Raw genomic sequence first — 18,109 nt, 5'->3', positions numbered from 1 at the left:
TACTATTGTAAGTTAAAAGCAAATATAGGAGGTGTGATATGGCTAAGTTAAAGGCAATAAAGGGTCATATCATTTATACTAAGGTAAAAGATTGTTTTGAGATACACGAAAATAGTTACATAGTTATTGATGATAAAAAGATTGTAGGCATTTATAATGAATTACCTGATATATACAAAGATGTAGCAATCATTGATTACGGTTACAATTCAATTATAATTCCATCATTTATTGATTTGCATATACACGCACCTCAATATCTGCAAATGGGAATTGGTCTGGATCTTGAATTGATTGAATGGTTGGACCAGTATACTTTTAAATACGAAGCACTATTTTCCGATGTGAATTATGCTAAGAAGTTATATCCTAGATTTGTAGATGCTCTTTATAGAGAAGGAACATTACGTTCTTGTATTTTTGCAACTATACATAATGAAAGTAATAATGTATTGATAGATGAATTAAAGAAGAAGAAATTATCAGCATATGTGGGAAAAGTGAATATGAATCAGAATGCACCTGATGACCTTTTACAATCTACAGAATGCTCTATAGAAGAGACAAAAAGATTTATTGAAGACAGCAATAATACAGGAGATTCAATTAAACCTATAATAACTCCTAGATTTGCACCATGTTGCACTAGTGAATTACTTGAAGAACTTGGTGAGTTGTCTATAGAAAAACAACTTCCAGTTCAAACTCATCTATCTGAAAACAAAAAAGAAGTGGAGTGGGTTAAGTCATTATTTCCAAATAACAAGAATTATTCTGATGTTTATAAAAGGCATCAGCTATATGGTAATCAAAAAACCATACTGGCTCATTCAATTTATTTGACTAATGAAGAAGTTGAGATGGCTAGTAAAGAAAAAAATGTCTATCTAGTCCATTGTCCCAGTTCAAATAGCAATTTATCAAGTGGTATAATGCCAGTAACATACTATTTGGATAAAGGTATCAATGTTGGGTTAGGAACAGATGTTGGTGCTGGTAACAAATTAAGTATGGCTGATGTGATTACAAATGCTATACAGTATTCTAAGATAAGACATGTATATAATGAAGAAGAACGAGTACTTAGTCTTTCTGAATCATTTTTCTTAGCAACCAAGATGAACGGTAGTTTCTTTGGAAAAGTTGGTAGTTTTGAAAAAGATTATTATTTTGATGCTTTGATTATAAGAGACCCAGATCCTCTTACAAGTTGTCTAAGTCCTTTAGAGAGGTTACAGAGATTTTTATATTGTGGAAGCTCTAATAGTATTGTTGAACGTTATTTGGAAGGTGAAATCATTTAAAATAAGAAATGTAATTTGAATAATAAAATATTGATAATAGAAATGACGGTAACTGGGTTTGGCTACCGTCATTTTTTTAATTCTACAAATTCTTAATTTAGCATACTTGCCTAGAATTTTGTGGTTTTAAGTTCTATTATTGCTTAATTAACAAATTCAATTGATGTAACATTTCTGAGTCCAGGGAGCAACATATAATCGTTACGAGTTCCTGTAACTAGAATCTTGCGTCCTAAAGCGTTTGAATTTTTTAATGGACTGAATTCGTTTCTCATACTTGACTCTAGTTTAACAGCTATAGTTGTAGCTTGTGGGTCATTGGTATCAGCAACTTTCACAGCATAGATACCGTTAAGGTCAGAAACAATATAACCAGTAAGAGTAACTTCAGTACCGTTTGACTCATTAAGTGCCTCTGCAACAGTCAAAGCACTTGGATTGCCAGAATCAACAAACTCAATAGATGTAACATTTTTAAGTCCAGGAAGCAACATATAGTCATTACGAGTACCAGTCACCAAAATCTTACGTCCTAAGGCATCAGGATTATTAAGAGGACTGAATTCATCTCTCATATTGGATTCCAGTTTAACAGCTATAGTTGTAGCTTGTGAATCATTGGTATCAGCAACTTTCACAGCATAGATACCGTTAAGGTCAGAAACGATATAACCGGTAAGAGTAACTTCAGTACCATTAGATTCATTAAGTGCTTCTGCAACAGTTAGTGCTGAAGGTTGTGGATTACTATTTATTGTAGTTGTTTGACCATCTACCACATCATATGTTCCAGTATAATCATTTTTCAGGACACCATCAGAACCGTATAATGATAATGTTATACCAGTATCTTCTTTAACTGCAATATTGACTTGACCAGAAGCATCAATCATTGCAGTGCCTAGGATAACACCGTTTTTGGATGCTGCTACTATTTCGCCTGTATTTCCGGATATTGAGCCTTGTAGATAACCATAACCAGTTGATAAGCCTGTAACAGTTTTTGTATCTTTATTAGAACCATTTACTTTAATTCGTATTTTTATTGGTGGATTTGCAACTGAAACTATCCTAGCAGTAACTGCAGATGGTAATGGAACAGGAACAGCATTATATCCCGATGAAGTCCATGAGCCATTTAGATATAGCTGCCCTTGCTGGTTTCCACCATCTTGATAAGCACCAAATAATGGATTGGAAGCATCCCCAGTTATAGATATGGCAAAAGGTTCATTTTCATAAACATATGCAGGATATAGAGCAAATGAAGCAGAGTCAGTTGATCCGCCTGTTGAAGGATAAGGTGCACCAAAAGAACCATCTGCAAAAGTATCTGTATCCCATGGATCATATCCTCCTGATGGATTAGTCCAAGGTTCAGCTTGTTGCTGGTTGGTTTCAATGGCTATCATTGGATTAGGAGTAGGTATACCAGCGGCATGATTAACACCATCAAATCCTACATAATTTTCTGGAGTTGCAAGCCAATTAACGATATTAATACTTAATGTTGCGGCATGTCCAGTATCGTTCCAACCTGGCCATGTGGATTTTGTGGATCCATCATTTTCACGTAAGTATTTTGGAGTAGAATCTTCAATAGGAGAAGAGTCACCAATGAAAGCGGCTTTTCCTAAACTTGGTTTAGATATAGCAACATATGCTCCTTCATCTTCACCACCAAAATATAAACCGGTATCTGCAGCATGAGACCACGCTGTAGGATTATCTGTAGATGAAAAGTATACTATACCTTTTGCTTTGCTACCGTCAACAATAGATAAAGTAGCACCAGCAGCCATAAGTATAGGGGATACTCCTGTAGTTATTCCTTCTGAATATGTAGAGGACTTTATTTCAGAAACACCGCTCAAACAATCAATAGCATTGAATCTAAATCTCAAGCCAAATGTTTTTGCTAACCATCCTGCATTAGCTAAACCAGGATTTCTCATATCTCCGTATTCTGTGCTCATATTATATGCAATATCAGTTGATCTATTATATCCATTATAAACTTCGGTTGAATCCCATGTATTAAGATTTCTATCTGCATTATAATGGTCTCCAATAAGATATATTCCTTTTCCAGAATCTACAAATTGTTCTAGAGCATCATATTCAGATATCATAAGAGGTCTATTAGGTTCTGCCATAACAAAAACATCAGCATCTTTTATAGAGTCATAAGTGATAACACATTCATTAAGAGCCACATTACCAGGTTGTCTATCATCATAAAATCGTATGACTCCATCATTATTTTTATCAATGCCTCTATATTCTCTTACGGTGTAACCCTCATTTACTAATGCATCTGCAAAACTTGAAAATGCACCGTCCATAACCCAATCAGCACTACCAGAAGTACCGCCATGTGATGTATCAAATAGTACTAATTTTCCGTTATCATTAGTAGGGGAAGGTATTTTTTCTGGGATAACATTATTCCAAGTATACGGTGTAGTTGTAGAACCAGATGCTAATGTATCAAGGGTTTGATTAGGAATGAGATAAGATGTCAATAGAAGTGATAGAACTAGTACCCAAAGAAGTTTTGTGAGTTTAGAAAAATGCTTTAACATAAAACTAAAACCTCCTTAATTTGATATGGATTTCTAAATATACGACATTTTATTAAATCATTAGACAATTTGGTATTGAATTTTAATGAACATTGTCTATATATTTTATTATACAACAAATTAGACATATATGCAATTTTGTAATACAAAAAATATAATTTATTGACTTCCTTGTAGATGAAATTTATAATTACTAATGGAGTATTATAACGTATATGAGGAGGTTGCGGAAACATGTATAAAACTAAAAATTTATATAATAGTATGTTACTGATAATTATCATATTGACTATAGTATTATTAACACTAGTAGCATGTAGCGATAATAATAAGGGGAGTTTAGATGAATCTAATAATGATAAAGAGTCTTTACAAGTTGAGAGCAGTGAAGTAATTGACAAGAAAATTACAATGGAAACTAATAGTAAATCAAATGATGAAAATAGTGATTTAATAACGTTGGATAAACAAGATGTGAAACACATTGTTAAAGATAATAAAAGGATTACTAGATATTATGAACTATCTAATACTAATGTTAATAATATTGATAGTATTTCTATAGAGAAGGATAGATTTATAATAAAATCCACTAATATAGACCAAAATAAAATTGAACTAATCAATGAAACTTGTGGTGATGAAAACAGAATATCCTTTACTAAACAAATAAGCAATGACAAAAGTATATTTTTTGCTGGATATTATAATATAGGGATTAATTCAAAAGAAGGAATAAAAGTCTATTCAATGTATGCAGATGATGAAATCAATCTATACGAACGATTATTAAGTTTTGATCTGACGAATGCTGTTGGAAAGAAATTAATTAATTTTGATGATTTGTATTTTTTGGGGTATGAAGAAAATAATTTTACATATTTAATCTCTTTTAAACCTTATGATACTAACCAATATAAAATGTCATTGCAAGGAGATATCTTGGAGATTAAGAAATTGGTGGATGGTAATTTCATTATAATAACACAGAGTAAAAATGAACTCATATTTAACCTGATAAATGAAAAATGTGAATTGATAAAAGCTACAAAATTGGATTTGGATGATAAATTAGAATATAAAGGTATTACACAAAATGCTTATAATAGTCTTCATCTGTATCTTAACTATAAGAATAAGAATGAAAGCCAGATTATAAATATTTATATTAATGATATGGATGTAAATACTCAATATGCTGTTCCATATAAATTTGAACAAATTTTAGATGTAGATAATACATATATATTCATAGTCGATGATCAATCTGGAAACAAAAGTTTAGTTGTATGTGATAGAAATTATACTGTTCTAGATGAAATTGATTTTGGTATTGATAAACTCAGTACAATTAGTAATCTTAAATTTCATAAAACTTATGATGTCCCCCAAGCTTTTATAACAGGAGTGGTAGAATATAATAATAAAAGTTATTTCATAAAAATAGAATTGAATAAGATGGAAGATTACAAAACATTGATTATTCCATCAAAAAGCCAACGAATCAATATTGATAAAGATAACCATATTTATTACACTTCAGGTATTAATTCAAATGATGGATTTGCATTTATTAATTTCAATACTAAAACAAGTATTGATGTTATATCTGATTCGCCATATTTCATTTTAGAAAACGGGCTTTATCGTAATATTAATAATTTAATAACTAAAATCAAAGATATAGATCTTAGTAATAATGGTTTAAAAGCATTTAAAATTGGAGACGACTGTTATTGCTTCTATAATCATGGTGAATATCTTTTTACAAATAGTTTACAGGATAATAAAAATGTTGAAAAATTTTATGATTCAGTTTTAATAAATAGCTTACCACCAAAAAGCATATATATTGATAAGTCCAATAATGAAGCATTGATTAAAGATGAAATACATTTATACACTTTGAGTTATGATAACAATAAAAAAATTATTTGTAATAATATTAATGAATTAGGATTAAATGGTGAAGAAATATATAAGGAAAATTCTATCATCCTAATTTATGATGAAAATTCAATATTCAGCTATGATAAGATGAATAACAAATTGATAAAATCTGATTTTAGCGAACCTATTAGCTGGTTTAAATTATATTTCAGTGATAATGATATTATCATATATTCTAGTAATAATGTATATAAATATAGTGCTAATACACAAAAATTAACAAAGGTAAATATTCCTGACAATGATAGTTCACCCTACATTAGAGAAGAAAATGGTTATTTAAGGGTTGGTAATTATTATTATGATACTGTAGATGGTATTTTAAAATCTTATAGATTAATTGAACCTAAGAAATTTAATGGTGCTATTGATAACAAATATTATTATCCTACATTAAATTTTGAGATGGAAAACACTTCGCCTAATGAAATTACCTTGTACTCAACTCCTTTTATAAATTATAGTATAGGGAATAAGAAAATAAAACTTATAGATTATAATACTAAAGAAGGGATAACATATATACTTGAATATGAAAGTAATAATCTTTATAAAATAAAAAATAATACTTTGATGAAAATATCCAATGAAAATATTAGGAATTATGATATTTCAAAAGATTACCTTGCATATACTTCAAACTTGATAAATGAAAATTTATATTTAAAGAATCTTATAAATAATAAACGAGACATAATTTATTCTGGTTCAGTACTAGATATTGGTATATGTAAAGAAAATGTGTATTTTCTAGACATAGATGATAATAATATATATCATTATAATGTTAATAACAAAGCAAGCAAACAGTTAACTAAAACTAATGATGTCAAAAAAATATATTATACAGACGAATACATCATTTATCAGGAGCCAGATAAATTTTACATTATGGATAAAGATAATTTTGAGTTTATTGATTCTATGGAAGGTAATATAATGGTTATAGATGATGATAAGAATAGAATATATTATGATAATTTTGTGCTTACATTAGTTTATGACCTTGACTCAAACATTAATGAAGTATATTCTACTACTAATTTAGATTGTGATGGATTGCTTAATGATAAATTAATAGGAGAAGTATATTATGATGGACCAGGTGGAATTGGAGTTATAAATAAAGGTGATTTTGATTTTTATAAAGATGGAAATAAAGATTATAAAATCAATGCAAAATATTCTATATCTGATATAGGAGTTATGTACGGGTTAGCGTATTATATATTTGAAAATGATACTCTGAAGTATCATAAACTTGTCGATTATAATAATTATGTAGAGGATGAGGGTAAAATCTATCTTTATTATGATGATGATAATATTTATTATAAATGGAAAGAATCATATTCTAGTGAAGATTATATATGGGTTCAATATAATATCTCCACTGGTAATAAACAATCGGTAGAAACAATTGATAAAACTAATTTAAATGTCGTTTCAGGAGTGCCTAGGGGTGCTTAAGAAAAATTAAAAATAAGGTGCTAGGCTATTAAATAAGCTCTTAGCACCTTTTATTTAATCTTAAGAACACTTTTTTGTAAAAAGTTCTTATCACAGTTTTCTATAGTCTTAATATTAGGAGCAATAGCATATAGAAAAACTGTACATTTCTTTTCAGAGAGATATTTCATATAGATCCTGCTTTTGAACTTAGTAACTGGAAAATCCTGCTTACCAGAATATTTTGATGGTGGTTTTCCGTATTGGATATAAGCTTGATAATTCTCCTTATATCTATGATTATGTCCATGAGTCATTACTGTAGCATCAATAACAGACCAATTATTATAACCAATATAAGTATCTACTTGGTTAATACTATCTATTTTATAATCAGAAATAGGATTATTTAATCCAAAGCCTCCCAGTACTAGTTCATTAATATCATAAGTACCTGGAAGCAAGGCTTCTTCTATATTGATATCTCCATTATCAAGAAATCCAAATTTATGATTTTCCCTATCTGCTTCTTGTACAAAATAGGCCCCATAAAAAGCACCATAATAATTGGAATCAGGATTATATAACATTGAGGCTCCATTTAGATATTCAAAAGCACCAAAGTTATATAATACCGTAAAATTCATTTTTCTATCCATAAAAGATGAAAAACCTTCATTATCATTGAATGTCATAACAAAAGGATACCAGTCTTTTTCACTAGTAGCTAGACCGCCTGGCATATTTATATCTATGTTCAATTCTTTGATAAAGCTATCTTTTTCACAAATATAGCTATAGATTTTCATGACGGATATACTTTTGATGTATTGAAAAAAAGGACTGATTATAAATAAAATGATTATTAGACATATTATTGTTTTTTTAATTATTGGCTTCAAAATTAATCTCCTCATAATAAAAATCTTTTATGTCTTTGATAGATTGGTAAGTTTTCTGTTATAATATTAGTATAGACAAAAAAACGCCTATTAATGAATAATCATAAATTGACGTTTTTTATAAGTGCGGATGGAGGGACTCGAACCCTCACGATGTTACCACCGGTAGATTTTGAGTCTACTGCGTCTGCCATTCCGCCACATCCGCTTGTTCACCTGACGCTCATAAATATTACCACATGTTTAAGAAAAAATCAACATGTTTTTTGAAAAAATTACAAGTTTAAAAATTCTGTTAATATTAAACACCTAGAAAAAAATAACTTTACATATTCAGGATTTTTGTTAGAATATGTGTAACAATAATATTTTATATTAATGATTAGAACAATAAAACATGTTACAATATGATTGCATTAGATTACATTACAAATGAAAAAAGGTTTCAATGAGAGGAGGTACAACCTTAAAATGCTACATGATATGGAAAAAACCATTATTAAAAAGGCAAAAAAAGGAGATAAAGATGCATTTGAAAAATTAATCATAAAATATGAGAAGAGAGTCTATAATATTGCTTACCAAATGTTTGGTAATGAACATGATGCTAATGATATGGCACAAGAAGTTTTTATAAAAATTTATAAATCATTGGATAAGTTCAATTTCAAATCTTCTTTTTCTACTTGGATACATAGAATTACTGTTAATACTTGTATTGATGAATATAGAAAAAAGAAAAAAAATAATAAGGTTGAATCTATGGATGAATCCATGGAACAACAAGATGGAGTGATACATAAACAATTTGTTGATAAAGGATTGACTCCAGAAGAGAAAGTAATCAAAAATGAAAATATCTTATTTATTAGGGAATCTATAAATGAATTAAAAGAGGAACATAAAATGATTATTATACTAAGAGACATAAAAGGGTATTCCTACGATGATATTGCGGATATATTAGGCATATCTATAGGAACAGTAAAATCGCGTATATCCAGAGCAAGGTTGAGTCTAAAAAAAATAATTATAGAAAAAAAGGAACAAAATAAAAATGCTTACGTCTAATTAAGTGAAAGGAGGGCTAAAAAATGGATTGTAGTAAAGTTCAAGAAATGATGTCGTTATACATTGACGACCAATTATCTAAAGAAGAAAGAAAATTGTTTGAAGAACATATCGCAAGTTGCGAACAATGCAAAGAAGAACTTGATTTTCTTCAAACAATGATTAATAATGTTAATGATATAAATGAAGAGAAAGAGCTACCAACAGATTTTCATAAAAATCTAATGGTTAAGATAGATAGCACAAATTTAACTGATATACAAGCTGAAAATAGAATAAATAGACTTAACAGATTTACGAAATATTATACAGCCGTAGCAGCAGTTTTTGTTATTGTATTAGTATTTGGGTTTATCGGTAAAACTAATATTAACAGAATAACTGATGACAAATTACAATATGACGTTAACACAGAATCCATCAAAGAAGATAGTATGGATAAAGATACAAGAGATGAAGCAACAAAAGATGAAGCAACAAAAGATGAAGCAACAAAAGAAGCAGCACCTGTTAAACAAATAGCTACTTCAGATCATGATAAAGAAGCGGCTCCTAAAGAAGAGTTTGGAAGCAAATCTTTCAAAAATGATCCTGTTGCTAAAAATGAAAATAAATCAGATGAAACAGCTGCAACTGAAGATGATCTAGGCACATTTGAATTTCAAGAAGCTGAAAATGGAGAGCGTATATCTGAAAGTGCTAACAGGTCTGAAAAATCAGAGAAGCCTGATTTATACAAAGAAAACATTGAGCCAGATAATGGTATACAGGGTATCACTAAAGAGGATAATGGAGATTTAAAAGATGAGAAATCCAATAAAATGGATAAAAATATAAAAGATGAAGCAACAAAAGAAACAACACCTGTTAAGCAAATACCTACTTCAGATTATGGTGATAAAGAAGCGACTCCTAAAGAAGAGTTAGGAAGCAAATCTTTTAAGAATGAACCTGGTGCTAAAAATGAAAATGAATCAGATGAAGCAACGACAACTGAAGATGATTTAGATACATTCGAATTTCAGGCTGCTGAAAATGGAGATGGTGTATCCGAAGGTGCTAATGGGTCTGAAGAAAATTCAGAGAACCCTGCTTTATACAAAGAAAACATTGAGCCAGATAATGGTATACAGGGTATTACTAAAGATGATAAAGCAGATTTAATAGATGATGAACCCAATAATATGGATAAAGATAATAAGCAATTAGATAAAGGCGAACAAATTAATACTGAGTTTAGCGAATCAAAAAGCAATAATAGCCCTACAGTGACCTTTGATAGTCAAGTAGAAATTACTACAACAGAATCTGAACCTGAATCTAATAAAAGTAACAATGAATGGAATACTGAGTGGATAATTATAATAGGTATTATCATTATACTGATTATTCCATTGATCTATATAAAAATACAAAAAAATAAATTAAATAGATAATTAAAAAAGCAAAGGATAATTATTCTTTGCTTTTTTAATTCATATTCATTGTTAATTGGGTATTCATTTGTTATAATAACTTATAGTATTATTCTAGAAGTTTTACCTAGATAAGTTAAAATTTAACTAATGTATCTTAATGGATGCAAAATAAAAGTAAGGATGAATAGATTATGAGTAAAGATAAAGTACTATTAGTTGATGGAAATAGTATTATGAATAGAGCTTATTATGGATTACCTTTGTTATCTAATTCAGAAGGTATTTATACTAATGCTGTCTTAGGTTTTGTAAATATACTATTAAAAGTAATCAAAGATGAAAGTGCAACACATATCGGCATTGCATTTGATCTTAAAGCACCTACATTCCGACATGAAAAATATAAAGAATATAAGGGCAATAGAAAAGGTATGCCAGATGAGTTAGGAATGCAAATGCCTATAATCAAAGATGTATTAAGAGCCATGAATATTAATATTTATGAGGTTGAAGGCTATGAAGCTGATGATGTACTTGGAACATTAGCAAATAAGAGCGAGAAATCAGGTTGTGAAACAACTGTATTATCTGGAGATAGGGATTTATTGCAGTTGGCAACTAAAAAAGTTAAAATTAGTATTCCAAAGACTAAAAAAGGGACTACTACAACTGAAAACTATTTTGATGAAGATGTTATTGCTCTTTATGGAGTTACTCCTACAGAATTTATTGATTTGAAAGGGCTAATGGGTGATTCATCGGACAATATTCCAGGGGTTCCTGGAATCGGTGAAAAAACAGCAATTAAGATTATCACTAATTATCATTCAATAGAAGAAGCTTATAATCATATTGATGAATTAAAGCCACCTAGAGCATCAAAAAATCTAAAAGAAAATTATGAACTTGCAATTTTAAGTAAGGAATTAGCTACTATCTGTGTAGATTGTGAAATAGACTTTGAAAAAGATAGTTTGAAGATAGATAACATATTTAATGAAGAGACATATACCATATTCAAAAAGTTGGAATTCAAACGTTTATTGGAAAAATTTGATTCTTCTATAGGTAGTAATGATGAAAATAACTCACTATCGGTAATCCATCATTCCATATCTACAAAAGATGAATTAGACAAGCTTGTTCCTAAGATCTCCAATGAAAAAACATTAGCATATTATATTGTGACTGAGAATCATAAAATTATCGGTATTAGTATTGCTTATAATGAACAGGAATCATATTTTATTAAATGCAGTGATGAACTTGATAGTTCATATGTCCTTGAAACCATAAAAAGTATTTTTGAAAATAAAAATATTAAGAAGATTACTCATGGATTGAAGGATGATCTTCACATATTTAGTGAGTATAATATAAAATGTGAAAATATATGTTTTGATACATTTGTTGGAGCTTATACTATCAATCCAACAAAAGATACTTACGATATAGATGATATTGCTAAAGAATACCTGGGGATTATTATTAAATCAGAAGAAGAGCTATTAGGGAAAGGTAGAAATAAGATTTCATATTTAGACCTACCTGAGGAAGAGTTCACTAATTATTGTTCTTTATTAGCAGCGATTATCTATCATAGTTATGAAAAGATAGATGACATGATTGATGAGCTTAACATGCATCAATTGTTTTATGATATTGAAATGCCATTAATCTATGTCTTATTTGATATGGAGTTTTATGGTATCAAAGTTGACTCTGTATTGTTACATGAATACTCGGACAAGTTGGGCAAAATTATAGATTTGCTTGAAAGTGAGATCTATGAATTAGCTGGAGAAGAATTTAATATTAAATCCCCCAAACAACTTGGTGTTATCTTATTTGAAAAATTGGAACTGCCTATTATCAAGAAAACCAAGACAGGTTATTCTACTGCTGCAGAGGTATTGGATAAATTGAGAGGTGAGCATCCAATAATTGATAAGATTAGTGAGTATAGACAACTTACTAAGTTAAAATCTACCTATGCAGATGGATTATTTGATTATATAGGCAAAGAGGATTCAAGAATTCATTCTACCTTTAAACAAACTATTACATCAACAGGTAGAATCAGCTCTATAGAACCTAATCTTCAAAACATACCAATACGAATGGATATTGGCAGAGAGATAAGAAAGGTATTTGTACCAAGAGAGGATTATGTTTTTATTGATGCGGATTATTCTCAGATAGAATTACGTTTGTTAGCACATCTATCAGAAGATGAAACGTTGATTGAAGCTTATAACAATCATCAAGATATTCATAGATTGACAGCATCACAAGTTTTTCATATTCCTTTTGAAGAAGTAACCAATTTGCAAAGAAGTAATGCAAAAGCTGTTAACTTTGGAATTGTATATGGGATAGGAGCATTTAGTTTAAGTCAAGATCTCCATATTACAAGAAAAGAAGCACAAGAATATATAGATAAATATTTTAAAAAGTACCCAAGTGTAAAGATATACCTTGATAATTGTATAAGGTTTGCTAAGAATAGAGGGTATTCCCTAACAATGCTTAATAGGAGAAGACCAATTCCAGAACTTAATTCCAGTAATTTCATGCAACGTGCCTTTGGTGAGAGAATCGCTATGAATACACCTATACAAGGTAGTGCCGCTGATGTTATTAAAATTGCTATGATTAATATTAGCAATAAGCTAAAATCAGAAAAACTTCGTTCAAGATTAATTCTTCAAATACACGATGAATTATTAATAGAAGCACACAGGGATGAGGTTGAATTAGTAAAAAAATATTTAGTAGAAGAAATGGAAAATGCAGTTGATATAAGTGTAAAATTAGAAGTTGATATGAATATGGGAATGACTTGGTATGATACGAAATAATATTTTTCCCTAATTATGTATTAATTTGCAAAAATTTCTAATATGTAGTAAGATTACATGAATTAAAATTTGTATAATCTTGGAGTTGATTGAATGAAAATTATTGGAGTAATCGGCGGTTGTGGAAGCGGCAAATCAGAAGTATCTAATCTATTTAAAAATAGATTTAACGCATATATCATTGATGCCGATGAGATTGCACATAATGTTATTAGTAAAGATAGCAAAGCATATAAAAAGATTGTAAATCATTTCGGAAAGCATATTTTGGATGATAATGGCAATATTAATAGAAGTAAGCTAGGAAAGTTAGTTTTTGCTGATGAAAAAGAATTAAAGCATTTAACAGAAATAACTCATCCATATATAAATGAGGATATAACGAATATTATCAACAAATTGAAAAATGAAAATAAATATTCTTATATCGTCTTAGAAATAACTGCCTTAGGCGAAGGTGAAATATATTCCTTGATAGATGAATATTGGTATATCTATTGTGATATTGATGTTCGTATTGAGAGGTTGTTGAAATATAGAAACATTTCTACTGAATCAGCTATGAATATAATTAGCAAACAATTATCAGATGAAGAATTCAGAAAATATGCTGATGTGATAATTGATAATAGTAATACACTAGATATTACTTATGATCAGATGAAAAAATATTTAGACTAGTCAACAGGAGGAATAATAATGAAAAAATTATCTTTAATTATGCTATTGATATTATGTTTTTCCCTATTAAGCGGGTGTACTAAAACAACAGATAAAGATGCTATAGAAAATACACAAGTAAATCAACAAGACGAAAAAGAGAAAGTGGTTGAAGCTACTCCAGAATTTGGTGGAGAATTAAAATTGTTAATGAGAGATCCATCTACGCTTAATCCATTACTTAATACTGATAGAACTGTAGATCAGGTATTGAAGCTAGTATTTGATTCTTTATTTGAATTAGATGATAAAGAAAAGCCGGTTCCTAATCTTGTGGATTCATATCAATTATCAGATTCTGGAACTACCATTACTATTACTTTAAAGAAGAATGTTTTATTTCATGATGGAGAAGAATTACATTCTGATGATGTTATCTACACAATAGAAACTCTAAAAGCTGCACCTGAAGATTCAATATATAAAAATAATGTTAAAAACTATAAGAGAGCTTCTGCAGTGGATCAATATACTTTTAAAATTTATTTTGACCAACCATTTGCATTTTCTTTATATACCATGAATTTTCCTATAATACCTAAACATCATTATAAATCAAACGAAGATAATAGTATGAGACCAATTGGTACAGGAGCTTATGCATTTGCTGACTTTACTACAATGAAAGAACTTAATCTTACAGCCAATGAAAATTGGTATAATGGTGAAGTGTATGTAGAAAAAATAAAAGGCATAATAACTAGGGATAAAAATAATGATTCAGATGCTTTTAACCAAAACATCGTTGATATAATAAATCCAACAAAATTTGATTGGCAAGACTATGCAGAGACCGAAGGAGTTTCTTTGACAGAGTATCCAACATATTATTATACATTTTTAGGATTTAATTTTAATAATACATTATTAAATGATAAGAATATCAGAAAGTCTATAGCTTATGCAATTGATAGGAAAGATATCATAAAAAATGAATTCTTAGACCATGCTTATATAACTGAATATCCAATACATCCAAAATCATGGCTGAATGAAAGTGAATCTGTTACTTATGAGAAAGATACTGATAAATCAAAAGAATTAATTGCTGCAGCTGGTTATGCTGATGCTAATGGAGAAGAACAAAAACCTAGTTTAAGGTTATTAGTTAATAGCGAGAATCCTCTTAGACTAAGAATTGCGAATAAGATCAAAGAATCTTTAGAGAATGTTGGTTTCATTATAAATATTGATTTGGTTGATAATGTAACATATAACCAAAAAATAGTTAACAAAGATTTTGACCTATTATTAGGGGAATGGAAATTATCAGTAGTGCCTGATTTTACATTTGCTTTCCATTCATCTCAAATTGAAAATGGTAGTAATTTTATTTCTTATAATAATCCAGATATGGATAGAGTTTTAGAAACTATTTTTGGAAGTATTAACGATAATGATATATTAAGTTCTACTAATGAATTTAAAAATTTATTTGCAGATGAATTGCCTTACTTCAGCTTGTTTTTCAGAACATCTGCAATCATTTCTAAGGATAGAGTTAAAGGAAGCTTGAATCCTTCAATCTATAATAATTATAAAGGAATAAAAGATTTATATATTTCTAAATGATAAATTTAATACTAGTGTATGGCAGGGGATTATTTTCAAAAAGAATCTAATCCTCTTTTGTTAAAAAAAGTATAAAAGTCTAGATTTTTTCTATTTATGTGTTATTATATATTATGTATATGTATGCAATCGATTGATTCAAATAGTAATTAAGAATAAAGATATGTGTTTTAAATTTCTGTAATAAGCATTTGAGGTGATTTTTAAGCTATGACATCAGAAGAGATATTACATATTAACGAGTATGTTTTTGGACTAGATATAGGAACTAGAAGTATAGTAGGAATTGTAGGTTACATGGACAACGATAAGTTTAACATAATTGGTAATTATACAGCTTTACATAATACAAGAGCTATGATTGATGGACAGATACATGATATAGAAAAAGTTGCTGAAACAGTTAACTTGGTTAAATCAAAACTGGAAAAGCAAATAGGATTTCAGTTGAAAAACGTGTGCATCGCTGCCGCAGGACGAGTTTTGAAGACCTATCAAGTTCATGTGGAAGAACAAATGGAAACTAATCAAGTAATAAATAAAGACCATATCCATCTGTTAGAACTTATGGCTATGGAAAAAGCCCACGAAAAATTAAACAAAGAATTAATTGAAGGTAATGCATACCATTGTGTAGGATATAGTGTAATTAAATATTATTTAAATGATTATACATTCTCAAATTTGGAAGGGCATAAAGGTAATAAAATAGGGGTAGATCTACTTGCAACATTTTTACCTCAGGAAGTTGTAGATAGTCTGTATTCAGTTATTGATAAATGCAATCTAAAAATATCAAGTCTTACATTAGAACCAATTGCAGCCATAAATATTGCTATTCCCGAACAATATAGATTATTGAATATTGCTTTAGTTGATATTGGGGCAGGTACATCGGATATTGCTATTACAAAAGAAGGCAGTATAATCGCATATGGTATGATACCAATGGCAGGTGATGAAATCACAGAACAGATTGTACATGATTATTTAGTTGACTTTGAGACTGCTGAGAAAATTAAACTTAAGCTTAATAAGGTGAAGACAATAGTTTTCAAAGATATCATGGGAATCACACATAAAGTCAGTTCTGATGAGATTTATAACAAGATAAGACCAACTATGGACTCTCTTGCTGAAAATATAAGTAGTAAAATAATGGAACTTAACGGTGGAAAAACCACAAATGCAGTTTTCTGTGTTGGTGGTGGAGGAAGGCTTAAGAAATTTACTAATATATTATCTGAGAAACTTGAACTACCAAATGAACGTGTTGCTCTTAGAGGATATGAAGTTCTCAATAATGTATATTTCAAAAATAAAAGTTCCAAAAATCCTGAAATGGTAACACCTGTTGGTATATGCTTGAGTGGCATTAATAAAGATAATAATGATTTTATTAATGTTTCTTTGAATGGTGAGAAATTGAAGATATTCAACAATAATAATTTAACTTTAGTGGATATAGTAGCCTATAAGGGATTTAATCATAAAAATCTTATTTGTAGACGTGGAAAAGATCTGCACTATAAGTTAAATGGCGAAGAAAAAAAATTAAGAGGTACTACTGGAGAACCTGCCGTTATACTTGTCAATGATAAAGTGGTAGGTCTTAACCATCCTATTAGTGCTAACGATAATATTATACTTAGAGAAGCTAAACATGGAATAACACCAAAGTTATTGCTTATAGATATAATTGATAAATATGAACCATATAATATTTATATCAATGATACTAAACTTAATTTGCCTTATAAGATTCTGGTTAATAACACAGATAAAAATATGGATTATAGTATAGTTGATAAAGATGATATCAAGATCTATACAGATTATTCTATTGCTGACATATTAAAAATTGCGGATATAAGTGTAGATGATACTGATATCTATGTTAATGGTGACATCAAGTCTTTTCAATACAAAGTGAATAAAAATGACAGAATAACTATTAAAATTGAAGAAGAACAAGTAAAGGATACGGATGATGATATAAGTAATAATAGTGCTTCTATGAATGAGGCAGCTATTACACAAGAAGAAAAAGTGGAAGTGGACAATGCTTTACAAATAAAAGTTTATGTAAATGGCGATGAGATATTATTGGATGGGAAAAAATCCTACATATTTGTTGATATTTTTAATTACATTGATTTTGATTTGAAAAATCCACAGGGCAAAATTGTATGTTTGATAAATGGGAAAAACGCATCTTACATGGAAAAGATAGGTATAGGAGATAAAATTGATATATATTGGGACAAGTGAGGGGAT

10 protein-coding genes and 1 tRNA gene are annotated in these 18,109 nt (G+C 29.2%); 8 read left to right on the top strand and 3 right to left on the bottom strand.

Annotated features, from left to right (window positions below):
* The first annotated feature begins 38 nt into the window (after positions 1–38).
* A complete protein-coding gene (locus HYG85_RS23255) occupies positions 39–1,304 on the top strand; it encodes an amidohydrolase family protein (protein ID WP_212691627.1) in 1,266 nt (421 codons plus the stop codon).
* 143 nt (positions 1,305–1,447) lie between these two features.
* Here HYG85_RS23255 and HYG85_RS23250 read toward each other — a convergent pair whose 3' ends face one another.
* On the bottom strand, positions 1,448–3,889 hold the full coding sequence (locus HYG85_RS23250) for a DUF6359 domain-containing protein (RefSeq protein ID WP_212691626.1): 2,442 nt from the start codon (positions 3,887–3,889) through the stop codon (positions 1,448–1,450).
* A 234-nt stretch (positions 3,890–4,123) separates the two neighbouring features.
* On the opposite strand from HYG85_RS23250, the gene HYG85_RS23245 reads away from it, so the two are divergent.
* Entirely contained in the window at positions 4,124–7,309 is a 3,186-nt protein-coding gene (locus HYG85_RS23245; protein ID WP_212691625.1) for a hypothetical protein, read from the top strand.
* Between the two features lie 50 nt (positions 7,310–7,359).
* Here HYG85_RS23245 and HYG85_RS23240 read toward each other — a convergent pair whose 3' ends face one another.
* Entirely contained in the window at positions 7,360–8,190 is an 831-nt protein-coding gene (locus HYG85_RS23240; protein WP_212691624.1) for a hypothetical protein, read from the bottom strand.
* 125 nt (positions 8,191–8,315) lie between these two features.
* Positions 8,316–8,398 (bottom strand) — tRNA-Leu (locus HYG85_RS23235).
* A 263-nt stretch (positions 8,399–8,661) separates the two neighbouring features.
* Between HYG85_RS23235 and HYG85_RS23230 the strand changes: the two genes are divergently transcribed.
* From HYG85_RS23230 to HYG85_RS23205, 6 genes are all read left to right on the top strand, one after another.
* Complete coding sequence (locus HYG85_RS23230; protein WP_244971252.1) at positions 8,662–9,261, top strand: RNA polymerase sigma factor; 600 nt, start codon at positions 8,662–8,664, stop codon at positions 9,259–9,261.
* Positions 9,262–9,284: 23 nt separating this feature from the next.
* Positions 9,285–10,697: an anti-sigma factor family protein gene (locus HYG85_RS23225; RefSeq protein WP_212691623.1), complete on the top strand. Its 1,413-nt coding sequence runs from the start codon at positions 9,285–9,287 to the stop codon at positions 10,695–10,697.
* A gap of 173 nt (positions 10,698–10,870) precedes the next feature.
* On the top strand, positions 10,871–13,540 hold the full coding sequence (gene polA, locus HYG85_RS23220; RefSeq protein ID WP_212691622.1) for a DNA polymerase I: 2,670 nt from the start codon (positions 10,871–10,873) through the stop codon (positions 13,538–13,540).
* Positions 13,541–13,633: 93 nt separating this feature from the next.
* Positions 13,634–14,221 carry a dephospho-CoA kinase gene (coaE, locus tag HYG85_RS23215; protein WP_212691621.1) on the top strand — a complete coding sequence of 196 codons (588 nt, stop codon included), beginning with the start codon at positions 13,634–13,636 and terminating at the stop codon, positions 14,219–14,221.
* Between the two features lie 18 nt (positions 14,222–14,239).
* The gene (locus tag HYG85_RS23210) at positions 14,240–15,832 is read left to right on the top strand and encodes a peptide ABC transporter substrate-binding protein (protein WP_212691620.1); all 1,593 of its coding nucleotides are present in this window, start codon (positions 14,240–14,242) and stop codon (positions 15,830–15,832) included.
* A 210-nt stretch (positions 15,833–16,042) separates the two neighbouring features.
* The gene (locus tag HYG85_RS23205) at positions 16,043–18,103 is read left to right on the top strand and encodes a cell division protein FtsA (protein ID WP_212691619.1); all 2,061 of its coding nucleotides are present in this window, start codon (positions 16,043–16,045) and stop codon (positions 18,101–18,103) included.
* Positions 18,104–18,109 lie beyond the last annotated feature (6 nt).

It is taken from the genome of Vallitalea guaymasensis, assembly GCF_018141425.1.
GTDB lineage: Bacteria > Bacillota > Clostridia > Lachnospirales > Vallitaleaceae > Vallitalea > Vallitalea guaymasensis.
This window is presented reverse-complemented; position numbering and strand designations above follow the sequence as displayed.